Genomic DNA, 21,159 nt, shown 5'->3' on the forward strand with positions numbered 1-21,159 from the left:
TGCTTAGAAGTTCACGCCAACACTGAGGGCAACGAAGTCGCGATCATCCACCGTGCTGTATTCGCCACCAAAGAAGTTGGTGTAGGCCAGGCTTGCGGTGTAAGTGTTCTGGTATTCGGCATCAAGCCCGAGGCTGATGGCCTTGCGGCCTTCCTCGAAGTTGCCGCCAGGGCCTGGGGAGTAACCCTTGACGTCGTGGGACCAGGCCACGTTCGGCTTCAGGTTCACGCCGGCGAACACGTCGCTGTAATCCCAGATGGCACGAGCGCGATAGCCCCAGGAAGTGGCGGTGGTGAAGCCGTTGTTGTCGCAATTGCTGGAGCGGTTGCTGGTCGAAGCGCCAGGGCCGGCACCGTTGATGGTCGAGGTGTTGAGGATCTGCGAGCAGGTATCCAGGCCGCCGGTCGCCGGCAGCTCACCCGGACCGAAGACCGGATCGCGGCCATAACGGGCCTCGGACTTGCTTTCCAGACCGCCAACGTGAGTCACACCGACTTCACCCACCAGGGTCAGACGGTTGGCACCCATGACCTGATCGAAGAAGTGCGTCAGGGTGGTCTGGAGCTGAGTGATTTCCTTGCGGTTGTAACCGTGCAGGTCCTGGCCCGGAACGCCATTGAGGATCGAGGCGTTGGTCAGCGCGCCGCCCAGCGGACGCACACCGGCGAACAGGATGTCGGTGGAGTTCAGTTGCACCGGCGCGTTCGGCCGGTAGCTGATCTCACCGCTCCACGCCGTGCCGGTAGGCAGGGTGGTGGAGAAACTCAGACCGTAGAGACGAATGTCCTCTGGATACTCGATGAAATACTCGGAGTTACCCGCTACCACCAGAGGGCCCAATGCCTGGAACGGGCCCGGGAGCGCCTTGACGCCGTTGTAGATGGACTGTGGCGCACCGGTTGCGCTGAAGATCGGCGCACGGCTGTGATAGTTCATGAAGTAGGCACCGAACTCGGTGGCCAGCGGATCGAACATGTACTTGGCGGACACGCCCCACTGCCCGCTGTCCCGCGCATTGCGGTTCGGGGAGCGACGCACCAGCACGCCTTCTTCGTTGACGTCGACATTGGCGGCCGCCAGCGGGCCGAGGGCAACACCCGGAATGGTCGAGCGCTTGTTCAGCACGCGCAGGTTGTCGTCGCAACCGGTGGTGACGATGTCAGGCTGAGAGAAGAACGTGCCGCAGTTGTCGGTCACGGTCTTCTGCCAGTCGATCTGGTAGAAACCTTCGGCCGACAGGTTTTCGGTGATGCTCTGGGACAGGTAGAACATGTTGACCGGGATCAGGCCTTCCTTGATCTCGGCGCCCGGACGGCGGAAGGCGGAAACGTCGATCGGGTTGATCGAGTTGATGCCGCCACCGATGAAGGTACTTTCACCCCAGTTCACCACCTGTTTGCCCAGACGCACCGAACCCGGCTCATCGGCAATGGAGTAGTTGTGGTAAACGAAGGCGTCGAGGATCTGGCCACCCGAAGAGCGGGCTGCCACGTCGCGGTTATGGTTGCTGACGTCCTTGTATTCCAGATCCTGGTTCTGCAGCGCGAAGTCGTACCAGTATTTGCCCCGGACGAAGACACCGGTGTCGCCGTATTTCAATTCGAGGTCGTGGATGCCCTTGAAGATCTTCGAGAAGGCTTGCCCGCTCTTGAAGTTCAAGTGACCGTCGTCGGAGGTCTGGGACAGGCCCCGGCCGCCGTTGTTGACACCAATAAGATCCTTGTTCGGCTGCTGGGTCGAAATACTCATGCCCAGGGAGAGCGAGGAGTCGAACTGGCCTTCGATTTCACCGACGTTGAAGCTGACGCCGAATGCGGGCCCGGCGAGCGTGGAGGCAAGACTGACCGCCAGAGGCAGTTTCGCCCGGCGCCAGAACTGGTTTACTGAGGTCATCGACGCTACTCCATGTGCATTATTGTTATGGCAGTGAGTACTTTTAAAAACGCCTGAAGGACCGGGCGCCAGAGGCCTCCCGAAATCACTTCAATGTTGCATCGCCCCGTGTGTGCGTGTGCCCCGTTCTTAAAAATCCTTGAGCGGACTATAGCCAGCAGGTGGTACTGCTTGATCCCTCTAAAGTGTGATTTGCAGCTGCCGGCCACTCTGGAACAGTCCTTTCGCCAGTCCGACACATGTTGGCACGGCAAGGATGGCTGAAAATTCGGATTTAACAAGCCAAGCGCTTGCTTGGTGGGTCTGGCGCGCCGTTTTCGGCGCGCCAGGGGACACTCAGAGCGTCGAGAGGAAGGTGCTGTTATTGGCCTGCCATTCGGTGATGTCGAGGCGGATGCGCTTCTTGTCGAGCTTGCCGACACTGGTCTTGGGAATTTCAGTAACAAGGGCGATCTGACTCGGAATCGCCCACTTGCTCAGGTGCCCCAGTTCCACGAACGGCTTGAGATGTTCCTTGAGCTCACGGGCCCCGATGGCGTGCCCTTCGCGGATCACCAGCAAGGCAAACGGGCGCTCGCCCCACTGCGGATCGGCGATGCCCACCACTGCTACTTCACGTACCGCGACGTGGCGACTGATCAGGTCTTCGAGGTCCAGCGAGGAAATCCATTCGCCACCGGTCTTGATCACGTCCTTGATCCGGTCGCGGATGTCGATCACACCCATGCTGTCGAGCGTGGCGACGTCCCCGGTGTGCAGCCAGCCGCCGGCCCACAGCTCGGCGCCCTTCTGCGGTTCGTTGAAATAGCCTTCGGTCAGCCACGGTGCGCGCAGCACCAGTTCGCCCTGGGTTTCGCCATCGGCCGGCAGGAAGTTGCCGTCGCCGTCGACGATGGCCGCTTCGACCAACGGCCCCGGCACGCCGGCCTTGATCCGGTAGGTGGTGCGTTCGTCTTCGGTGCCGGCCATCAGCTCGTCGTTCAGATGCGCGCACGAGACCAATGGCCCGGTTTCCGACATGCCGTAGGCGGCCGTCAGTTGAATGCCCTTGCTCTTGGCCGTTTCGTACAGCGTGCGATTGAGCGCGCTGCCGCCGATGACGATTTTCCAGCCGCCGAAATCAGTGCCCTGCGCGGCCTTGGCGTTGAGCAGCATTTGCAGAATGGTCGGCACACAGTGGGAGAACGTGACCTTCTCCTTGCGCCACAGCTCGACGAGGAACTCCGGATCGTAACGCCCCGGGTAAACCTGCTTGAGCCCGAGCATGGTCGCCACGTAAGGCAGGCCCCAGGCATGCACGTGGAACATCGGGGTGATCGGCATGTACACGTCGTTGGTGCCCAACAGCCGCACGCTGTCGATGGCGCCCATGATGGTCGACACGCCCATGGTGTGCAGCACCAGTTGCCGATGGGTGAAGTACACGCCTTTCGGATTGCCGGTGGTGCCCGTGGTGTAGAACGTGGTGGCGACCGAGTTTTCGTCGAAGTCCTGGAAGTCGTACTGCGGGCTCGCGGCCGCCAGCAACTGTTCGTACTCGCCGACCAGATTCGGCAGATCCGCGGTTTTTTCCGGCAGATCGGTCAGCAGCAGGGTTTTCTCCACCGTCGTCAGGTGCGGCGCGATGGCCTGGTACAGCCCGACGAACTCGCTGTTGACCAGCACGAAGCGGTCCTCGGCGTGATTCATGGTGTAGAGAATCTGTTCCGGGGACAGGCGCACGTTGATGGTGTGGATCACCGCGCCGATCATCGGAATGGCAAACATGCACTCCAGGTAGCGATGGCTGTCCCAGTCCATCACCGCCACGGTATCGCCGGCCTTCACGCCGGCCGCCGTCAGTACGTTGGCCAGTCGCGCGACGCGTTCGATCAGCGTCGGGTAGCTGTAGCGCAACTGGTCACGGTAGATGATCTCGCGGGTTTTCTCGTAACGGGCGCCCGACATCAGCAGCCGTTTAATCAGCAGTGGATACTGGTAGGCCCCTTCGGCGGGCGGAATAACGCGAGTCTGCAACATAAGAATCCCTTTTCTGACTGCACGGTGTTGGCGTTGGAGTTTTGTACTCTAGAACCCTTATACGCCAGCCAAATCAGCCAAAGGAATGATTTGCAGAGCCGTACAAATGCTAGCTTTGCGCCAGCATTTGCCGGTATTCGTCACCGATCAGGCCGTTTGCCCTACCGCCGCTTCGGAAGGTGTGCGTGGGAAAACCACCGCCGCAAGGAAGGTCAAAGCGCCAAAACCGGCCAGAATCAGGTAAAGCCCCACAAAACCATGGCGCGGTTCGACATAGGCAATCAGCGGAATCGCCGTCGCACTGGCACCGAACGATAAACAGTAACGCAAGGCAAACACCCGTGACTGCCATTGCGGTGCGACGAAGTTGGCGACCATCGAATCGTTCACCGTCACCTGGCCGAACACCACGAACATGAACGCCGCCCCGACGGCGATCACCGCCCAGCCCTCGACATAAGCCAGCGCGAACAGTAACGGCGCCTGACACAACGTCAGCGCGATAAACGGCCACTTCAGGCTGACGCGGTGCAACACCCGACCGATGCTCAACTGCGCAATCGCGCCAAAGGCGTAAGCCAGACAGACCACCACACCAAGGGTTTGCGGTGAGGCGAACAGGTCATGCAACCGCTCCTGGAACAGTTTCGGATAGGTCATGGTGGTGGCGTTGAACACCACCCCGCCGGTGGCCGTGGCCAGCGCCAGCACACCAAACACCATGACCATCGAAATACGCTGGCCGCCGGCACCCTTGAGCGCGGTGTGCGGGCGCTTCGGAATCGGCTCCTCGCGCACCTGCAAGGCAAAACCGATCCCCAGCACGATCGCCACGGCACCCGGTAACAGAAATGCCGAGCGCCAGCCGAACTGCGCCACCAACAGCCCGGTGACCAGCGCCGAGAACGCCACGCCGAGGTTGCCCCACATGCCGTTGATACCGATCTCGCGCCCGCGATTCTGCGCGTAGGCCACCAGCATCGCCGTGCCGACCGGGTGATAGATCGCGGCAAAAATGCCGATCAGGGTCAGGCCGAGCACCAGCATCGTCGGGCTGTTACTGAGGCCAGTGAAGATTGCCGAGGCACCGATGCCAAAGAAAAACACCAGCATCATCCGCCGCCGGCTCCAGTGATCGCCCAGCCAGCCAGCCGGTAGCGAACATGCGCCGAACGCGATGAAGCCACCCAGCGACAAGCCGATCAACGCGGCGTAGTCGAGGGCGAAGGCCTGGGTCATACCAAGCACGGCGGCAGGGAAAATCAGCATGAACATGTGATCGATCACATGGGCTGCGTTGATGTAGCGAATGACGTTTCTGGACTGATTCATGACGGCACGCTTTACGTTGTAGTGAGCGCTCATGCTAAGTTGGCCGGAAAGCGCATTCCTGCCAACCAAGTCATCGAATCCGACATGTTGATCAGCCATTTCGAACACGGACCGGTCAGTGCCTATCCCCGGGACTATCTGGACGGCTCGCACCAGCCGCTGCACCTGCACCGCGAGGCGCAATTGCTCTATGCCGTGAGCGGGGTGATGCGCGTGGTCACGGCGCAAGGTGCCTGGGTGCTTCCGCCGAGTCGTGCGGTGTGGATTCCGCCGGAAGTCGCCCACGAGATTTTCATGTCCGGCGATGTGCAGATGCGTTCATTGTTCATCGCACCCGAGCTGTCGCCGGCCAGCCTGCAACATTGTTGCGTGCTGGCGGTGACACCGTTGCTGCGCGAACTGATCCTGCGCGCGGTGCAGGGCCCGCCCCACGCCGACAATCCGCTGATCCAGCAATTGATGCTGGAGGAGCTGGCCGGCCTCGAAAACCTGCCGCTGCACATACCGATGCCCGGCGACCGACGCCTGCAAAGCATTTGCCTGGCATTGCTGCGCACACCGGATCATCCCAACACTCTGGAAGACTGGGCGCAGCAGGTCGGCGCCAGCTCGCGCACCTTGGCGCGGCTGTTCCAGCAACAACTGAAGATGAATTTCAATGCCTGGCGCCAGCAACTGCGCCTGATGGAAGCCCTGCCCCGCCTGCTCGCCGGGGACAGCGTGCAGAGCGTGGCGCGGGATCTGGGTTACGGCAGCGCGCGGGCGTTCAGCGCGATGTTCCGCCGTTTGCTCGGGGACAATCCCCGGGAGTACCTCAACGCCCTGAATCAGCTCAGCTCGATCAATGCATCTCGGTGAACGCGAGTTTCACGCCGATGGCGATCAGCACGGCACCCATGGTGCGGTCGAACCAGTGGCCCATGCGGGCGAAACCGGCGCGCACGCGCTGTTGGCTGAACAACATCGCCACCAGACAGAACCAGGTGGCGGTCGCGGCAGCCAGGTAAAGCCCGTAACCGGCCTGTACCGCCAGCGGCGTGTGCGGGTTGATCACCACGGTGAACAGCGACAGGAAGAACAGCGTGGCTTTCGGGTTCAGTCCATTGGTCACGAAACCTGAGGTGAAGGCGCCACGGGCGGTGCGTTCACCAGCCTCCTTGTGCAAATCGTCGGTCACGGCCGGTGCCGGTTGCGCGCGCAAGGCCTTGAAGCCGATGTACAGCAGGTAAGCGGCGGCGGCCCATTTCAGGGCGTTGAACAACACGATCGATTGGGAAACGATCAGCCCGATGCCCAGCAGCGAATAACCAACGTGCAGGAAAATCGCCGTGCCCACGCCCAGTGCCGTCCAGGTACCGGCGCGACGACCGTGGGTCACGCTCTCGCGCACCACCACGGCAAAGTCCGGGCCGGGGCTGGCGACGGCCAGCAGGTGAATCAGTGCAACGGTCAAGAACTCGGTCCAGTACATGGGGGCTCCTTTCGGCCAAGCGTAACGTTTTGTTTCATCTGGTAGGCTCGGCAGATTACGCCTTCCCTTCAAAGCACAACAGGTACAGTTGATGACGAACGCCCACCGCGCCGTATTCCTCGATCACCCTTCCCTGGATCTGGGCGACCTTGACCTCGAGCCGTTGCGCGCCTGCTTCAGCGACCTGCAACTGTTCGCCCAGACACTGCCTGCGCAGGTTGCCGAACGCCTGCAAGGCGCAACCGTGGCCATCAGCAACAAGATCCTGATCGATGCCGCCGCCATGGCTGCCAACCCTCAACTGAAACTGATCCTGATCACGGCCACCGGCACCAACAATGTCGATCTGGCCGCCGCCCGCGCCCAGGGAATTACCGTGTGCAACTGCCAGGGTTACGGCACGCCATCGGTGGCGCAACACACGATCATGCTGTTGCTCAACCTCGCCACGCGCCTGGCCGATTATCAAAAAGCCGTCGGTGAAGGACGCTGGCAACAGGCGAAACAGTTCTGCCTGCTGGATTATCCGATCGTCGAACTGGAGGGAAAAACCCTGGGCCTGCTCGGGCATGGCGAACTCGGCGGCGCGGTCGCGCGTCTGGCCGAAGCCTTCGGCATGCGCGTCCTGCTCGGACAGATTCCGGGGCGCCCGGCCCGACCGGATCGCCTGCCGCTGGAAGAACTGCTGCCACAGATCGACGCCCTCACCCTGCACTGCCCGCTCAATGAACACACCCGGCACTTCATCGGTGCCCGCGAACTGGCGTCCATGAAACCCGGTGCCTTCGTGGTCAACACCGCCCGTGGTGGTCTGATCGACGAACAGGCCCTGGCCGATGCCTTGCGCAACGGTCATCTGGGCGGCGCGGCCACCGATGTGCTGAGCGTCGAGCCACCGACTAATGGCAATCCACTGCTGGCTGCCGACATCCCGCGCCTGATCGTCACTCCGCACAACGCTTGGGGCAGCCGCGAGGCCCGGCAGCGGATCGTGGGTCAATTGGTCGAAAACACCCACGCGTTCTTCAGCGGTAAGGCGCTGCGGGTCGTCAGTTGATAAACTGCGGCACTTTTTTCACAGGAGCAGTTATGGATCCGCGCAGTGAAGTACTGCTTCGTCAGGTCGAGTTATTCCAGGGTTCGCTGTTGTTGGCCGGTCTGCCCGCCGACGATCTGCTCGGGCGCCTGCCCAACGCCTTTGGCTGGTGCTGGCATGCCGGCGATCAGGCGGCGCTCGATGCGCGCTTTGAAGGCCGCAGCCATTTCGGTGTCAACGTGCCGGAGCGCGAGTTCGACAGCGCGGTGGTGTTCCTGCCCAAGTCCAAGGATTTGACCGACTACATCCTCAATGCCGTGGCTTCACGCCTGGCCGGGCGCGAAGTGTTTCTGGTCGGGGAAAAGCGCAGCGGCATCGAAGGTGCCTCCAAGCAACTCAACCCGTTCGGCAAGCCGCGCAAGCTCGACAGCGCGCGTCATTGCCAACTCTGGCAAGTGACGGTGGCCAACGCTCCAGAAGCCAAATCCCTGGAAAGCCTGGCGCAGACTTATGAGCTGCCACTGGCCGAAGGCCCGCTGAAAGTCATCAGCCTGCCGGGCGTCTTCAGCCATGGCCGACTGGATCGCGGCAGCGCCCTGCTGCTGGAGCATCTGGACAAACTGCCGAGCGGTCATCTGCTGGACTTCGGTTGCGGTGCCGGTGTGCTTGGCGCGGCGGTCAAACGTCGCTACCCGCACAATCAGGTCACTCTGCTGGACGTTGACGCCTTCGCTGCCGCCAGCAGTCGCCTGACACTGGCAGCCAACGGTCTGGAAGCCGACGTGTTGACCGGCGACGGAATCGACGCCGCACCGATGGGATTGAACGCAATTCTGAGCAACCCGCCGTTCCATGTCGGCGTACATACCGACTATTTCGCCACAGAAAACTTGCTGCGAAAAGCAGCCAAACATCTGAAAAACGGCGGCGAACTGCGCCTGGTAGCGAACAGCTTCCTGAAGTACCAGCCGCTGATCGAAGAGCATCTTGGCGTGTGTGCGATCAAGGCCGAAGGCAATGGTTTCCGGATTTACCGGGCCAAGCGCGGCTGAAAATTAGCACTTGCCGAATGGATTCTGCCTAGGCAGAATCCGCTCCGTCCTAGGGGAGTAGTCTCCCACGAGCGCCATGCTCGTCCGGCATACGTCAACATACTTGATCCTCAGATCATGGCGTATGCGACCCAAGCGTCCGCAGCAGACGGATCGCAGGGTTTGACAAGACCTATGACACGCACACCTTACCCGGGGCGGGAAGGCTGTACGTGTCATAGCCGTGTCGACCCGCCCCTTAGGAAATCCTGATGCTGGACTCGTTACTCGTTCCCACCGCAATCGTTGCCTTGGCCGAAATCGGCGACAAGACGCAACTGCTCGCGCTGATTCTCGCCGCTCGCTTTCGCAAACCCTGGCCGATCATTGCCGGTATCGTCGCTGCGACCCTGGCCAACCACGCGGCAGCCGGTGCGGTAGGCGCCTGGTTCGGCAGCTTCTTCTCCGATGCGGTCCTGCACTGGATTCTCGCCGCGAGCTTCACCGCCACCGCCCTGTGGACGCTGGTGCCGGACAAGATGGACGACGATGAAGCCAGCACCGCCCGCAAGTTCGGACCGTTCCTGACCACCCTGATCGCATTCTTCCTCGCGGAAATCGGCGACAAGACCCAGATCGCCACCGTGATGCTGGCCGCGCAATACCCGGAACTGTGGCTGGTGATCATCGGCACTACGCTCGGCATGTTGATTGCCAACGTACCGGTGGTTCTGGCGGGTAACTTTGCCGCAGACAAATTGCCATTGACCCTGATCCGTCGCCTCGCGGCTTCGGCGTTCATGATTCTGGCAATCGTCGCGGTGTACAAGGCGATGCAGAGCAGCGGCTGGGTCTGATCCGGCAGATCGCTCCCACACTCAGTGCGGGAGCGATCATTGCTTCAGGACTTTGGCGCTTTTTCGTAAAGCGGCATGACCTTCGGAATGGCCGCCTGCAACGAGGCGATCCGGCTGGAGGATGCCGGGTGAGTACTCATGAACTCTGGCGGCGCACCTTCGGACGCCTTGCTCATCTTGTTCCACAAGGTGATCGCGGCGTTCGGGTTGTAGCCGGCGCGAGCGGCCAGTTCCAGGCCGATCAGGTCGGCTTCGTTTTCGTTGGCACGGCTGTTGGGCAGCGTCATCCCGTAGTTGGCCACGGTGTCGGCCAGCGCCAGGCTGTCCTGACCCAGACCGAGCAACGCACCGGCGCCCTGCTTGGCCATCTCGATGCCATAGGCCTTGGACATTGCTTCACGACCGTGCTCGCGCAGGGCGTGGGCGATTTCATGACCCATGACCGCGGCGATTTCATCGTCGGTCAGTTTCAGGCTGTCGATCAGCCCGGTGTAGAAAATGATCTTGCCGCCAGGGCCGCAGTTGGCGTTGAGCTCGTCACTCTTGATCAGGTTCACTTCCCACTGCCATTGCGCGGCATCCGGACGGAAGTTCGGCGCCTGGGCGATCAGACGGTTGGCAATCGCCTGAACCCGCTTGGCTTCGTTGCTGGTCTTGTCCAGCACACCTTTGCTGGACGCCTCGCCAACGGTCTTCTGATAGGACTGGGCATACATCTGGTCGACCTCTTGCGAGGACAGCATGCTGAACATGTACTGCTTGCGCTCCACGCCCACGGCACCGCCGCTGGTGGTGTTGACCGACTGACAACCGGCCAGCAACAGCGCCGCGCTCAGTGCACTTACAACCAAAGTCTTGTTCATTCAAAAGCTCCCTGAAAACATGCCGCGTATCCTAGGCGGGTAATTGTATCGACGCCAGATACAACAGACGTGATGCACCTGTTTTCAGAAGACACTGCTCGTCCCTGTAGGAAAAAATTCACATCCGCCGACAAGCCCTCTACAACTGCGTCGCGCACTGATCCATTTGCGACATCCACCGTCAATTGCTCGCACTTCGCCTCATGGCGCAATAGTGGCTGCCGATACAGCAGCGCAGATGTCCTCTTGCGTGCGGAGCTTCCATGAAATTCAAGTCGATCCAGTTTTCCGTGGCGGCCCTGGCCGGCGCCATCGTTCTCAGCGTGGTGGCTGCGTTGGTGCTGTATGCGCTGTTTTCCGGCGCCCGCACCCAGGAGATGGTTCAACAACGAACCCAGGCCCAGTTCGAGCAAGTCATCGAACAACGCCTGACCTCGCTGGCACAGACCCAGGTCAGCCAGATCCAGCGCGAGCTGGAAGCGCCGCTGCTGATTGCCGGCGGACTGGTGCGGGTCAACGCCCTGCTCGGCACGCCCGGCGCCGATGGTCAGCCACGACTGACCGTCAGCCGCGAGCAACTGATCAGCCTGATCAAGGAAAACGTCGAGAAGAACCCGAAGATTCTCGGCACCTACATCGGCTGGGAAAAGAACGCACTGGACCACAATGACGCGGCTTACGTCGGCACCAGCGTGGTCGGCATCGACGCCGCCAACGGGCGCTTCCTGCCGTGGTGGTTCCGCAACGAAGACGGCACCCTCGGCCTGGACAAACTGGTGGACGTCGACGACCAGAAAGTCCTGTCCACCGGCGTGCGCGCCAGCGAGTACTACCTGTGCTCGAAAGAAACCAGGAAATCCTGCGTGATCGATCCGGCGCCCTACAAGGTCGGCGACAAGATCGTCATGCTCGCGTCCTTCATTGAACCGATCATGCTCAACGGCGCGTTCCAGGGCATCGTCGGCGCCGACCTGTCGGTGAACTTCATTCAGGAAATGCTCCTGGGCGCGAACCAGAAACTGTACAGCGGCGCCGGGCAAATGGCCCTGATCGGCGGCAACGGCCGGATCGTTGCCTACACCAAGGACCCGAGCAAATTCGGCGAGAAGGTCAGCGACATCCTCGACGCCCAACAGATTGCCAACATGGCCAATCTCAAGCGCGGCGAAGTGACCTACACCGTCAATAAGGATTCGGGCCGGATCGAACTGTACCTGCCATTCGGCATCGGCCAGACCGACGCACGCTGGACGCTGATGCTGCAACTGCCGCTCAACGCAGTGATGGCCGACCTGCAGAAACTCCAGGGTGACCTCGACGCCCAGCGCAAATCCGACACCTTCGGCATGGCCATGGTCGGCCTGATCATCGCCGGCCTCGGTTTGCTGGTGATCTGGCTGGTGGGCCACGGCATCGCCCGACCGCTGAAGCAAATGGTGACCATGCTCGATGACATCGCCCAGGGCGAAGGCGACCTGACCCGTCGCTTGAGCAGTGATCGCAAAGACGAACTTGGCTCAATCGCCAAAGGCTTCAATACCTTCCTCGCGAAGCTGCAGGCGATGATCACGCAGGTGGTGTCGTCGGTACAAAGTGTCAGCGATTCCTCGGAGCACACGGCGGACATCGCGATCCGCACCAATATCGGCATACAGAAGCAGATGGCCGAGATTGATCAGGTCGCCACCGCGGTGCAGGAAATGACCGCCACCGCCCAGGACGTGGCGCGCAACGCGACCCAGGCGGCGCAAGCCGCCAGCCATGCCGATCAGGCCGCCAGCCAAGGCATGCAGATCGTGCGCGACACGTCGAATTCGATTGGCGTGCTGGCTGTGGAAATCAGCAAGGCGGTGGACGTGGTGCAGACGCTGGCCAAGGACAGCGAAAACATCAACGCGATCCTCATCGCCATTCGCGGGATCGCCGAGCAGACCAACCTGCTGGCCCTCAACGCGGCCATCGAGGCCGCCCGTGCCGGTGAGCAGGGTCGCGGATTTGCCGTGGTGGCCGACGAGGTGCGCAACCTGGCGCAGAAGACCCAGAAAGCCACCGAAGAAATCCAGAGCATGATCCAGCAACTGCAACAAGGCACCCGCGACGTGGTGCGGGTCATGGAAGACAGCCAGAACCGCACCGACGAAAGCGTGCAGCACGCGGCCAAGGCAGCCGAAGCGCTGGAGACCATCACCCAGGCGGTGTCGGTGATCAACGACATGAACACCCAGATCGCCAGCGCCGCCGAGGAACAGAGCGCGGTGGCCGACGACATCAACCGCAACGTGATCAACATCGGTCAGGTGGCGAATGAAGTGGCGGGTGGTGCGGACGAGTCGAGTTCGGCGAGTGCGGACCTGACCAAACTGGCGGAGCAGCAGCGGCGGTTGATCAATCAGTTCAAGGTCTGATCAATCAGGCCGGAGTCAAACACTCCGGCCCGTTGAGCTTCGGATCATTGACCATGTTCGCCAGCACCCGCTCGCGCAAGGCGGCGGGTTCACTGGCGAGCAGGCCTTGCAGGACATGCAGCGGCGTCTCGGGATCGAGCCATGCCGCCTGCCCCGCCTCATCGAGAATCAACGGCCGGCGCTGACTGGCCGCCGGTTGAGTGATCACCGCAGTGCTGAGCCAGACCTGCTCCTGCACCGGATACGCCTCCCAGATCGCCGCAAAAAACAGTGAAGAACCTTCCCCTGGCGTCAGCCAGTACGGACGCTTGCGCGTGGTGCCGCGCCATTCGTAGAAACCGTTGGCCGGCAGCAGGCAACGGCGCAGGCGCAGGGCTTCGCGAAACATCGGTTGTTCGGCGACGGTTTCGGCCCGGGCATGGGCCGGGGTACGCGACAGATCGGTCAGCCACGGCGGCGTCAGCCCCCAACGGGCGCGGGCCAGCGTGCGCTGGCCATCGGCTTCGGCGCGCAGCATCAATACCGAATCGTTGGGGGAAATGTTCCACTGCGCCAACTGATCGGCGGGAAAACCTGGCAGCGCCGCGAAGTCGCGGTTCCAGCGAAACAGGGCATAACGTCCACACATGGGGCAGCACGACTCAAGAATAAAACGAACGTCAGCCTAACAGACCAGCGTACCGGGGAAGCTCTCCGGTTCATCGCCGGGTAGCGGCAGCGCGGCATTGTACGCGCTGATCAGTTCGCGGGCGTATTCGGCCTGATCGTTCTCGACCGACAGCCCGAGCAGCCCGAAGATCGGCAACTCGCCCGTGCCACCGAGCAAATCGCGCCCGACCAGATGCGCCTCGATGCCTTCGCTGGCGAGCATGCCCTTGAGCATCTCGCCTTCCATCAGGTTTTCCGGCTCGTAGATTCGCTGCATGGGCGCACCTCACTCGTTTTCGCTGAAGACTTCCAGAAACCAGTCCTGACCATCGACCTGCAGGACAAAGGTGATCGGCCGGCAACACACCTGACAGTCTTCGATATAGGTCTGATCGCCCCCCGACAGATCCACGGACGTCTCGACCTCTTCACCACAATACGGACATTCATATACTGCGCTTTCCAGCATCGCGGTCTCCCGGGTGACTTGTGCGTATAATCGCCGGTCTATTTGCAGGGCTATTTTTGTCTGGCTACTTTTTCAGACCGTGCCCCGTTGGTTTTCGATCAAAACCTTTACTTACCCTAGCCGTTTCCAACAAGAGAGCATGATGGGCGAATTCGATGCCATCCGACCTTACGACGACAGCGAAGTACCTGCGGTACTGGCAAGACTGCTCGGCGACAAGGCGTTTCTAGATATCCTCACCCACTTCCGCTTCCCGCGTTTCGCCGGTGCCTTCGGCTGGATGCTCAAACCACTTATAGCCCATCGGCTGCGTCGTGAGTTCGCCGACGTGACGTCGGTGGCCACTTTGCAGGACAAGGTCGAGTTCTACGTCGACCACACCATCGAGCGCGCCACCGACGGCGTGACCTACACCGGTGTCGAGCAATTCAAGTCCGGCAGCGCTTATCTGTTCATCGCCAACCACCGCGACATCGTGATGGATCCGGCTTTCGTCAACTATGCGGTGTACCACGCCGGCCTGCCGACCCCGCGCATCGCAATTGGCGACAACCTGCTGCAAAAACCTTTCGTCAGCGACCTGATGCGCCTGAACAAGAGCTTCATCGTTCACCGTTCGATCACCGGGCGCCGCGAGAAAATGGCCGCTTATCAACTGCTGTCGGCCTACATCAACCACTCGATCCGCAACGATTGCGCCTCGATCTGGATCGCCCAGGCCGAAGGCCGTGCGAAGGACGGCGACGACCGTACCGAGTCGGCGATCCTCAAGATGTTCCACATGAGCCGCAAGGACGAGCCGTTCGGCGAGGTTATCCAGTCGCTGAACCTGACCCCGGTGTCGATCAGCTACGAATACGATCCGTGCGACCAGGCCAAGGCCCGTGAGCTGTACATCCGCGCCACCACCGGCACCTACAGCAAGGCGCCGGGCGAAGATGACGTGAGCATCGCCAAGGGCATCACCGGCTACAAGGGTCGGGTGCACGTGAACTTTGCCGCGCCGATCACCGAGCTGTTCGAAGACACCAAGCAATTGGCAGTCGAGATGGACAAGCAGATTCTCGGCGGCTACCGGTTGTTCCCGGTGCATTACCTGGCGTACGCGCAGTGGGCGGATGCTGATCCGCAACTGAATGTGCCGAAGGCTGCCGAGGTGTTCGGTGCCGAGGAGCTGGCCAAGGCTCAGGAAGAATGGCAGAACCGGTTGGACACCTGCCCTGAGGAGCACCGTCCATATCTGGTGCTGCAATACGCGACGCCGGTGCGCAATCAGTACCGGGTCAAGGCTGGTTTGCCGCTGTAAGCGGTTTCGGCCGGATACAAAAACGGCGCCTTCGGGCGCCGTTTTTCGTTCAGTAGCGGGTACTGATCCAGGACACCAGTAACGCCAGGCCCAGACAGGCAAAGCCGAAGCGGTAGAAGAAGCGATTCATGCGCAGGGTCGCCCAATCCAGCACTGGCTCCTGATCGGGCCGGCTTTGACGCTGGGCCGCGATACTGGCCATCGCTCGTTGTTCACGGCGACGGGTCGCGTGCAGCAGCCAACTGCCCGGGAAAGCCAACAGCAGGGCCAGCAGGTTGATCAGTTTGGCGGGATGGGCGGTAAACAGCGTCATCAAGTGCAGCGACATCACAGACCTCAATCTAAACCGGAATGGCGAACGCCAGACCGACGACCGCGGCGCGGATTCTACCGAAACCCTCCCCCGCAGCCCTACCCTTTACGACAAATAACGCAGCAATCGACCGATGGCTGTCCTGTGTCACGGCATCGTCATTTGTTTCGGCCACCCTGCGCGCCTCGAAACGTAAACGGAATGCGACATGCTTCACGCTGAAAACCAGGATCGCCTGTACCTCATCTCCCCGTCCGACGAACAACAGACCCTCGTCGGCAGCCTGGCCTTCAATGTTCAGGACCGTCACTGGCTGGTGTATTGCGCCCTCGGCGGGCACCAGCATGCGGACTTGCCCGAGACCGACCTGCTGACCGGCGTCAGCGTTCTCGACTTCTATTCGCAAGCCGCTTGAACGAAAAAGCTTTAAATCAAAAGCACCCTCACCCTAGCCCTCTCCCGGAGGGAGAGGGGACCGACCGAGGTGAATATTTGAGCTACACCGACCTGAACTATCGAGTCGAACTCAAAATTTGAGTAGCCCCAATCTGCTCCCTTTCCCCCTCGCCCCCCTTGGGGGAGAGGGCTGGGGTGAGGGGGAGGCGATAGTTCAAACGACACAAATTCCAATCCTGACACCCACAAAAAAGCCCGAATCCATCACTGGCCCCGGGCTTTTTCACATCTGGCGAACGCCTTATTCAGCGAGGATCTGACCCACGGTCGGATCCTTGAACAGACGGGTCAGCGCATCGCTCAGCACATCGCTGACCAGTTTGGTGTTGGTTTCCTGATTCGGCGCCATGCCGAAACGCTGGTCCAGCGACGCGCCGTAACGGCCGCTGTAGCGACGGTTGCCGCTCTGCACGTCGGAACGGAAGGTCGCGCCGATAGTGGCCTCGGTCACGTACATGCCTTCTTTCGGCGACTGGTATTTCAGTTCAGTCAGGGTCACAGTCAGTTGTGGAGCATTCATCGCACCGTTGGACGGGGTGAAGCCCAGCAGACGCACGGCCGCTTCAGCCTGAGCCTGCAACTTCGGCAGGATCTGCTCGCGCTGTACGGTGATGGCGCTGGTTTCCGGGTACAGGCCACCGCGGGTGCCCAGGGTTGGCGACGGACGACCGTCGACCACGCGGACCACGACAGGCTGGCCGTGGCCGACCGGTGCCAGCTGAGTGGTCAGCTTCGGTTCCGGGCTCAGTTGTTGCGGGCTGTGGGCGCAGCCAACCAGGGTCAAACTGGTCACAGTGATCAAACCGAACAACAGGCGTTGCAACATGCTCTTCTCTCCAGAATCAGGCACAGACAGGCCCGCAGTATAGCGGTGGGCCACAGCGGGTCACCAGCACTGAAATCTCTGACAAACCCCGGCGCACGCGGTTCCTGTCACAGATTGTTCACCGCCCTTACATGTTCGCTTCACGGTCTTTTGACAATCTTCGTCACAGATCTCCAGAAGGAACACACACCATGCGCTATCTGATCTCGTTGTTCGCTCCACGTCCGCTGCACCGCAGCTTCGCCCTGCTCGACCACAACGGCCATTGCCAGGCTTTCAAACAGTGCAGCCTGCAGCCAATGGGTGACGGTTGGGTCGAAATCGAGGAAATCCGCCTCAACTGGCTGCACCAGCCTCTGCCTGCCAGCGCCCGGGTCGAACAGCACCGCCCTCGCGCACGCGCCCAGGCGATGTTGAGCATCTGACCGGATGCCTAATAAAAGTCATTAAACTCGACCAACTCCCCGCATTTCTTCGATACAATCTCCCCCCGATTATAAGGACGTCTCCTGATCGGGCCCCGCAACAGCGTCAATGCGCTTGCATTGGCATCAAAATCGCCCACAGAGAGCCGCCCACACAGATCGAGTGAAGCTGGCGTGCTTGCTGTTTCCCTGGCAAATCCCCGCTTTTCGCGAATCTGCAGAGCTGTCATGACGCTCGGTCACTGAGTTGTTTGCCCGTTTTGCCTGCCCATGTATCGCGTGGCGGCAATCCTTCCGGGCACGGTGCCAGGCCCGGACAGCCCTTTTTTGAGGTTCACGTCTTCAAAAGAGCGTGAAAAAAACGGGTTTTCACAACTTCACAAGAGTGTGGCGAGCAAATGAATAGTTTTGCGTCTGAACATGCACCATTAGCGTCTGAAACAGCCCAACGACACAGGAACGGGTACGCCTCGAATACCGGAGCCTGAAGCCTGTCCGCTACGGATTTGGTTGCACAAACGGATGTCTCGACCATAAGTCGAATTGCCAGCCCCGTGCTGAAATGAGTTCATGTGACTCTTGAAGCCAGGCCGCACGCATCCGTCGAAGTTGCGAAAAATTGCGAAGATTCGGACATGGCAAACCTGGCCATGGGTTCCTGGGGCGCAACTGACCTGCCCCGGATACCTGGCAGCCATGCCGACAATTTGGTGCTGCAGATTTTGGAGACGCGTTAAATGGCGCATAACGAAGCAGTCGACGTAGTTCTGGTTGGGGCCGGCATCATGAGTGCCACCCTTGCAGTCCTGCTCAAAGAGCTCGACCCGGCGATCAAGCTGGAAGTCGTCGAGCTGATGGATTCCGGTGCCGCGGAAAGTTCCAACCCGTGGAACAACGCCGGCACCGGCCACGCCGGCCTGTGCGAGCTGAACTACACGCCGCAGGCTGCCGACGGCACCGTCGACATCAAGAAAGCCGTGCACATCAACACCCAGTTCGAGGTGTCGAAGCAGTTCTGGTCGTACCTGACCAGGAAAGGCACGTTCGGCTCGTGCAAATCCTTCATCAGCCCGGTGCCGCACCTGAGCTACGTCGAAGGCGAAAAAGGCGTTTCATTCCTCAAGGAACGCTTCAACGTACTGCACAAGCACCACGCCTTCGCCGACATGGAATACACCGAAGACAAGGCGAAGATGGCCGAATGGATGCCATTGATGATGCCGGGGCGTCCGCAAGACCAGGTGCTCGCCGCCACCCGCGTGATCAACGGCACCGACGTCAATTTCGGCGCGCTGACCAATCAGTTGCTCAAGCACCTGACCAGCGCTCCGGATGCCCAGGTCAAATACTGCAAGCGCGTGACCGGTCTGAAGCGTAACGCCAACGGCTGGACCGTCAGCATCAAGGACGTCAACAGCGGCAGCAGCCGCGAAGTCGACGCCAAATTCGTGTTCCTTGGCGCCGGTGGCGCGGCCCTGCCGCTGCTGCAAGCCTCGGGCATCGAAGAAAGCAAAGGCTTCGGTGGCTTCCCGATCAGCGGCCAGTGGCTGCGTTGCGACAACCCGGAAGTGGTCAAGCATCACCAGGCCAAGGTCTACAGCCAGGCTGCGGTAGGTTCGCCACCGATGTCGGTGCCGCACCTGGACACCCGCGTGGTCGATGGCAAGAAGTCCCTGCTGTTCGGGCCATACGCCGGTTTCACCACCAAGTTCCTCAAGCACGGCTCCTTCATGGACCTGCCGCTGTCGGTTCGCGCCGGCAACATCGGCCCGATGCTGGCCGTGGCGAAGAACAACATGGACCTGACCAAGTACCTGGTCAGCGAAGTGATGCAGTCGATGGAACAGCGTCTGGAATCCCTGCGTCGTTTCTACCCCGAGGCGAAAGCCGAAGACTGGCGCCTGGAAGTGGCCGGCCAACGGGTGCAGATCATCAAGAAAGACCCGAAAAAAGGCGGCATCCTGCAGTTCGGTACCGAACTGGTGGCCGCGAAGGACGGCTCCCTCGCCGCCCTGCTCGGTGCTTCGCCAGGTGCTTCGGTGACCGTTTCGATCATGCTGGAACTGATCGAGAAATGCTTCCCGGCCAAGGCCAAGGGTGAGTGGGCTGCCAAACTGGCGGAAATCTTCCCGGCCCGTGAAAAGGTCCTGGAAACCGACGCTGCGCTGTATCGCAAGATCAACGCGCACAACAACGTCGCGCTGGAACTGGTTGCAGCCAGTAACGAGACCGAAAGCTACGCCTGATTCGGCTCCATGAAAAACGCCCCGCACTCAGTGAGTGCGGGGCGTTTTTTTATGCCTCGGAAAAACCGCGAGCGATCAGCCGCGGGCCTTCTCGATCAGCTCGATGTATTCCGGTGCGTTGCGTTGATTGCGGATCTGGTCGACGAAGGTCTTGCCGTGCTCGTCTTTACCGTCCACGTCATAACCGGCTGCAACGAAGAACGTCAGGAAGCGCTCGAAATCGTCGATGCGCAGGCCACGGTAGGCCTTGACCAGTTTGTGCAGCGACGGCGAGGTGGCGTCGACCGGCTCAAAATCGAGGAACAGCTTGATCTGCTCATCGCCGATCTCGTCACCAATCACTTGCTTCTTATCTTTACGCATTGCCGACTCCAGCTCGCAGACATTTCACGGGGCGGGCAGTTTACCCCCGCCCGGGCACAGGGCTCAACGCGCACGCGTGCTGCCGGTGTGCAGATCGGCCCAGATGTGGCCGTTGGCGTAGGTCAGGAACTGGCAGTACACCGTTTCGTTGCGCAACAGATCGATCACCACCCGGTACTGAGCCAACGGATAGAAGAGCGTCAGGGTCTTGCTCTTGTCGTCATACACCGGCTTTTTCAGGCTTTTGCTTTCGCCGTCAAAACTGACCAGTACCTGGTTGATCGTCGCGCCCTTGTTCAGCGACTTGCCCTTGAGGCGAATCATCAACGGCGACGTGACCGGAATCGGCTGCTGATTGGACTGACGCTGGGCACCGACCACCACGGAATAGTCGGTGACCTGCAACAGTTGCTGCTGCTCGGGTTCGGCATCGCGCAGGGTCAGGTCGTCGGGCGGCAGGAATTGGCTGTGCATCGGGGCGGCGGCCAGGGGCAGGCTGAGGGTCAGCAACAGGGCGGCGCAGCTGCGGATCAAGAGGCTCATGACAGGCTCCGGAAGGCGGGGCCGAGCACTTTAGCAGTCTTTAAAAGCAAAAGATCGCAGCCTTGGGCTGCGATCTTTCAGGGGATTCTTACATGCCTTTGACGGCGAAGATCCCGTTGGCGTTGCGCCAGTAGCCTTTGTAGTCCATGCCGTAACCGAAGATGTAACGGTCGACGCACGGCAGGCCGACGAAATCGGCTTTCAGGTCAGGACGGGCCTTGCGGTCGTGGTCCTTGTCGATCAGCACGGCGGTGTGCACTTTGCGCGCGCCAGCGTGTTTGCAGAAGTCGATGATCGCGCCCAGGGTGTGACCTTCGTCGAGGATGTCGTCGATGATCAGCACGTCGCGGTCGATGAACGAGACTTCCGGCTTGGCTTTCCAGAACAGGTCGCCGCCGCTGGTTTCGTTGCGATAGCGGGTGGCGTGCAGGTAGGACGCTTCCAGCGGGAACTGCAGATGGGTCAGCAGCTTGCCGGAGAAAATCAGCCCGCCGTTCATCACACAGAACACCACCGGGTTGCTCTCGGCCAGTTGTTCGTTGATTTGTGCACCGACGCGGGCAATGGCAGCCTCGACTTCAGCTTCGGTGTACAGGCAGTCAGCCTCTCGCATGATTTGACGGATATGCTCGAGATCAGCGGACATGGCGCTCTCCA

The 21,159-nt window shown here is 60.8% G+C and carries 22 protein-coding genes and 1 riboswitch; of the genes, 9 read left to right on the plus strand and 13 right to left on the minus strand.

Features of this window, described 5'->3' with window-relative positions:
- Nucleotides 1-3: 3 nt before the first annotated feature.
- The 3 genes from AC1RR7_RS28865 to AC1RR7_RS28875 form a co-directional block, all read right to left on the minus strand.
- Nucleotides 4-1,893 (minus strand): DUF1302 domain-containing protein, encoded by a 1,890-nt coding sequence (locus AC1RR7_RS28865; RefSeq protein ID WP_096822786.1) that lies wholly within the window; start codon nt 1,891-1,893, stop codon nt 4-6.
- A 336-nt stretch (nt 1,894-2,229) separates the two neighbouring features.
- Entirely contained in the window at nt 2,230-3,912 is a 1,683-nt protein-coding gene (locus AC1RR7_RS28870; RefSeq protein WP_493158866.1) for a fatty acid--CoA ligase, read from the minus strand.
- Between the two features lie 147 nt (nt 3,913-4,059).
- Nucleotides 4,060-5,244, minus strand: a complete 1,185-nt coding sequence (locus AC1RR7_RS28875; protein ID WP_493158867.1) for an MFS transporter — start codon at nt 5,242-5,244, stop codon at nt 4,060-4,062.
- A gap of 84 nt (nt 5,245-5,328) precedes the next feature.
- Between AC1RR7_RS28875 and AC1RR7_RS28880 the strand changes: the two genes are divergently transcribed.
- Nucleotides 5,329-6,102 (plus strand): AraC family transcriptional regulator, encoded by a 774-nt coding sequence (locus AC1RR7_RS28880; RefSeq protein ID WP_493158868.1) that lies wholly within the window; start codon nt 5,329-5,331, stop codon nt 6,100-6,102.
- Here AC1RR7_RS28880 and AC1RR7_RS28885 read toward each other — a convergent pair.
- Nucleotides 6,086-6,715 carry a LysE family translocator gene (locus tag AC1RR7_RS28885; protein ID WP_096822784.1) on the minus strand — a complete coding sequence of 210 codons (630 nt, stop codon included), beginning with the start codon at nt 6,713-6,715 and terminating at the stop codon, nt 6,086-6,088. The genes AC1RR7_RS28880 and AC1RR7_RS28885 overlap by 17 nt on opposite strands.
- Nucleotides 6,716-6,806: 91 nt before the next feature.
- Here AC1RR7_RS28885 and AC1RR7_RS28890 point away from each other — a divergent pair, with 91 nt between their 5' ends.
- The 3 genes from AC1RR7_RS28890 to AC1RR7_RS28900 all read left to right on the plus strand — a co-directional run bounded on the left by AC1RR7_RS28890 (nt 6,807) and on the right by AC1RR7_RS28900 (nt 9,639).
- On the plus strand, nt 6,807-7,772 hold the full coding sequence (locus AC1RR7_RS28890; protein ID WP_493158869.1) for a 2-hydroxyacid dehydrogenase: 966 nt from the start codon (nt 6,807-6,809) through the stop codon (nt 7,770-7,772).
- A gap of 32 nt (nt 7,773-7,804) precedes the next feature.
- Nucleotides 7,805-8,803, plus strand: a complete 999-nt coding sequence (locus AC1RR7_RS28895; RefSeq protein ID WP_096822782.1) for a methyltransferase — start codon at nt 7,805-7,807, stop codon at nt 8,801-8,803.
- A 39-nt stretch (nt 8,804-8,842) separates the two neighbouring features.
- Nucleotides 8,843-8,967, plus strand: a riboswitch (yybP-ykoY riboswitch).
- An 87-nt stretch (nt 8,968-9,054) separates the two neighbouring features.
- Nucleotides 9,055-9,639: a TMEM165/GDT1 family protein gene (locus AC1RR7_RS28900; protein WP_096822781.1), complete on the plus strand. Its 585-nt coding sequence runs from the start codon at nt 9,055-9,057 to the stop codon at nt 9,637-9,639.
- A gap of 44 nt (nt 9,640-9,683) precedes the next feature.
- Here AC1RR7_RS28900 and AC1RR7_RS28905 read toward each other — a convergent pair whose 3' ends face one another.
- On the minus strand, nt 9,684-10,502 hold the full coding sequence (locus AC1RR7_RS28905; protein WP_096822780.1) for a M48 family metallopeptidase: 819 nt from the start codon (nt 10,500-10,502) through the stop codon (nt 9,684-9,686).
- A 263-nt stretch (nt 10,503-10,765) separates the two neighbouring features.
- On the opposite strand from AC1RR7_RS28905, the gene AC1RR7_RS28910 reads away from it, so the two are divergent.
- A complete protein-coding gene (locus AC1RR7_RS28910; protein ID WP_096822779.1) occupies nt 10,766-12,907 on the plus strand; it encodes a methyl-accepting chemotaxis protein in 2,142 nt (713 codons plus the stop codon).
- A 4-nt stretch (nt 12,908-12,911) separates the two neighbouring features.
- Here AC1RR7_RS28910 and AC1RR7_RS28915 read toward each other — a convergent pair whose 3' ends face one another.
- Genes AC1RR7_RS28915 through AC1RR7_RS28925 form a run of 3 tightly spaced genes read right to left on the minus strand, consistent with a single transcriptional unit; the run spans nt 12,912 to nt 14,024 of the window.
- The gene (locus AC1RR7_RS28915; RefSeq protein WP_096822778.1) at nt 12,912-13,535 is read right to left on the minus strand and encodes an SOS response-associated peptidase; all 624 of its coding nucleotides are present in this window, start codon (nt 13,533-13,535) and stop codon (nt 12,912-12,914) included.
- A gap of 36 nt (nt 13,536-13,571) precedes the next feature.
- Nucleotides 13,572-13,832, minus strand: coding sequence for a putative signal transducing protein (locus AC1RR7_RS28920; protein ID WP_085709319.1), 261 nt, complete (start codon nt 13,830-13,832; stop codon nt 13,572-13,574).
- Between the two features lie 9 nt (nt 13,833-13,841).
- Entirely contained in the window at nt 13,842-14,024 is a 183-nt protein-coding gene (locus AC1RR7_RS28925; protein WP_096822777.1) for a CPXCG motif-containing cysteine-rich protein, read from the minus strand.
- Nucleotides 14,025-14,166: 142 nt separating this feature from the next.
- Between AC1RR7_RS28925 and AC1RR7_RS28930 the strand changes: the two genes are divergently transcribed.
- Entirely contained in the window at nt 14,167-15,330 is a 1,164-nt protein-coding gene (locus AC1RR7_RS28930; protein WP_493066600.1) for a 1-acyl-sn-glycerol-3-phosphate acyltransferase, read from the plus strand.
- Nucleotides 15,331-15,379: 49 nt separating this feature from the next.
- Here AC1RR7_RS28930 and AC1RR7_RS28935 read toward each other — a convergent pair whose 3' ends face one another.
- Entirely contained in the window at nt 15,380-15,658 is a 279-nt protein-coding gene (locus tag AC1RR7_RS28935; protein ID WP_096822775.1) for a hypothetical protein, read from the minus strand.
- A 193-nt stretch (nt 15,659-15,851) separates the two neighbouring features.
- On the opposite strand from AC1RR7_RS28935, the gene AC1RR7_RS28940 reads away from it, so the two are divergent.
- Nucleotides 15,852-16,058, plus strand: coding sequence for a hypothetical protein (locus AC1RR7_RS28940; protein ID WP_039766399.1), 207 nt, complete (start codon nt 15,852-15,854; stop codon nt 16,056-16,058).
- 282 nt (nt 16,059-16,340) lie between these two features.
- Here AC1RR7_RS28940 and AC1RR7_RS28945 read toward each other — a convergent pair whose 3' ends face one another.
- Nucleotides 16,341-16,925, minus strand: a complete 585-nt coding sequence (locus tag AC1RR7_RS28945; protein WP_096822774.1) for a YajG family lipoprotein — start codon at nt 16,923-16,925, stop codon at nt 16,341-16,343.
- 191 nt (nt 16,926-17,116) lie between these two features.
- Here AC1RR7_RS28945 and AC1RR7_RS28950 point away from each other — a divergent pair, with 191 nt between their 5' ends.
- The gene (locus tag AC1RR7_RS28950; RefSeq protein ID WP_085733640.1) at nt 17,117-17,350 is read left to right on the plus strand and encodes a hypothetical protein; all 234 of its coding nucleotides are present in this window, start codon (nt 17,117-17,119) and stop codon (nt 17,348-17,350) included.
- Between the two features lie 737 nt (nt 17,351-18,087).
- A complete protein-coding gene (gene mqo / locus AC1RR7_RS28955) occupies nt 18,088-19,596 on the plus strand; it encodes a malate dehydrogenase (quinone) (protein ID WP_192558968.1) in 1,509 nt (502 codons plus the stop codon).
- 75 nt (nt 19,597-19,671) lie between these two features.
- On the opposite strand, the gene AC1RR7_RS28960 is transcribed toward mqo, so the two are convergent.
- From AC1RR7_RS28960 to AC1RR7_RS28970, 3 genes are all read right to left on the minus strand, one after another.
- A complete protein-coding gene (locus tag AC1RR7_RS28960) occupies nt 19,672-19,959 on the minus strand; it encodes a PA4642 family protein (RefSeq protein WP_493158870.1) in 288 nt (95 codons plus the stop codon).
- Nucleotides 19,960-20,022: 63 nt separating this feature from the next.
- On the minus strand, nt 20,023-20,502 hold the full coding sequence (locus AC1RR7_RS28965; protein ID WP_102621231.1) for a hypothetical protein: 480 nt from the start codon (nt 20,500-20,502) through the stop codon (nt 20,023-20,025).
- A gap of 88 nt (nt 20,503-20,590) precedes the next feature.
- Nucleotides 20,591-21,148: a hypoxanthine-guanine phosphoribosyltransferase gene (locus AC1RR7_RS28970; protein ID WP_096822770.1), complete on the minus strand. Its 558-nt coding sequence runs from the start codon at nt 21,146-21,148 to the stop codon at nt 20,591-20,593.
- Between the last annotated feature and the right edge of the window lie 11 nt (nt 21,149-21,159).

The sequence above is a fragment of the Pseudomonas sp. GW821-FHT11G12 genome, from assembly GCF_058808055.1.

Coding starts and splice junctions, on each gene's coding strand:
- AC1RR7_RS28900 (WP_096822781.1), top strand. CDS start 9,055: ATGCTGGACTCGTTACTCGTTCCCACCGCAATCGTTGCCTTGGCCGAA.
- AC1RR7_RS28920 (WP_085709319.1), bottom strand. CDS start 13,832: ATGCAGCGAATCTACGAGCCGGAAAACCTGATGGAAGGCGAGATGCTC.
- AC1RR7_RS28910 (WP_096822779.1), top strand. CDS start 10,766: ATGAAATTCAAGTCGATCCAGTTTTCCGTGGCGGCCCTGGCCGGCGCC.
- AC1RR7_RS28905 (WP_096822780.1), bottom strand. CDS start 10,502: ATGAACAAGACTTTGGTTGTAAGTGCACTGAGCGCGGCGCTGTTGCTG.
- AC1RR7_RS28965 (WP_102621231.1), bottom strand. CDS start 20,502: ATGAGCCTCTTGATCCGCAGCTGCGCCGCCCTGTTGCTGACCCTCAGC.
- AC1RR7_RS28915 (WP_096822778.1), bottom strand. CDS start 13,535: ATGTGTGGACGTTATGCCCTGTTTCGCTGGAACCGCGACTTCGCGGCG.
- AC1RR7_RS28960 (WP_493158870.1), bottom strand. CDS start 19,959: ATGCGTAAAGATAAGAAGCAAGTGATTGGTGACGAGATCGGCGATGAG.
- AC1RR7_RS28870 (WP_493158866.1), bottom strand. CDS start 3,912: ATGTTGCAGACTCGCGTTATTCCGCCCGCCGAAGGGGCCTACCAGTAT.
- AC1RR7_RS28885 (WP_096822784.1), bottom strand. CDS start 6,715: ATGTACTGGACCGAGTTCTTGACCGTTGCACTGATTCACCTGCTGGCC.
- AC1RR7_RS28890 (WP_493158869.1), top strand. CDS start 6,807: ATGACGAACGCCCACCGCGCCGTATTCCTCGATCACCCTTCCCTGGAT.
- mqo (WP_192558968.1), top strand. CDS start 18,088: ATGGCGCATAACGAAGCAGTCGACGTAGTTCTGGTTGGGGCCGGCATC.
- AC1RR7_RS28930 (WP_493066600.1), top strand. CDS start 14,167: ATGGGCGAATTCGATGCCATCCGACCTTACGACGACAGCGAAGTACCT.
- AC1RR7_RS28945 (WP_096822774.1), bottom strand. CDS start 16,925: ATGTTGCAACGCCTGTTGTTCGGTTTGATCACTGTGACCAGTTTGACC.
- AC1RR7_RS28940 (WP_039766399.1), top strand. CDS start 15,852: ATGCTTCACGCTGAAAACCAGGATCGCCTGTACCTCATCTCCCCGTCC.
- AC1RR7_RS28935 (WP_096822775.1), bottom strand. CDS start 15,658: ATGTCGCTGCACTTGATGACGCTGTTTACCGCCCATCCCGCCAAACTG.
- AC1RR7_RS28970 (WP_096822770.1), bottom strand. CDS start 21,148: ATGTCCGCTGATCTCGAGCATATCCGTCAAATCATGCGAGAGGCTGAC.
- AC1RR7_RS28880 (WP_493158868.1), top strand. CDS start 5,329: ATGTTGATCAGCCATTTCGAACACGGACCGGTCAGTGCCTATCCCCGG.
- AC1RR7_RS28950 (WP_085733640.1), top strand. CDS start 17,117: ATGCGCTATCTGATCTCGTTGTTCGCTCCACGTCCGCTGCACCGCAGC.
- AC1RR7_RS28875 (WP_493158867.1), bottom strand. CDS start 5,244: ATGAATCAGTCCAGAAACGTCATTCGCTACATCAACGCAGCCCATGTG.
- AC1RR7_RS28925 (WP_096822777.1), bottom strand. CDS start 14,024: ATGCTGGAAAGCGCAGTATATGAATGTCCGTATTGTGGTGAAGAGGTC.
- AC1RR7_RS28895 (WP_096822782.1), top strand. CDS start 7,805: ATGGATCCGCGCAGTGAAGTACTGCTTCGTCAGGTCGAGTTATTCCAG.
- AC1RR7_RS28865 (WP_096822786.1), bottom strand. CDS start 1,893: ATGACCTCAGTAAACCAGTTCTGGCGCCGGGCGAAACTGCCTCTGGCG.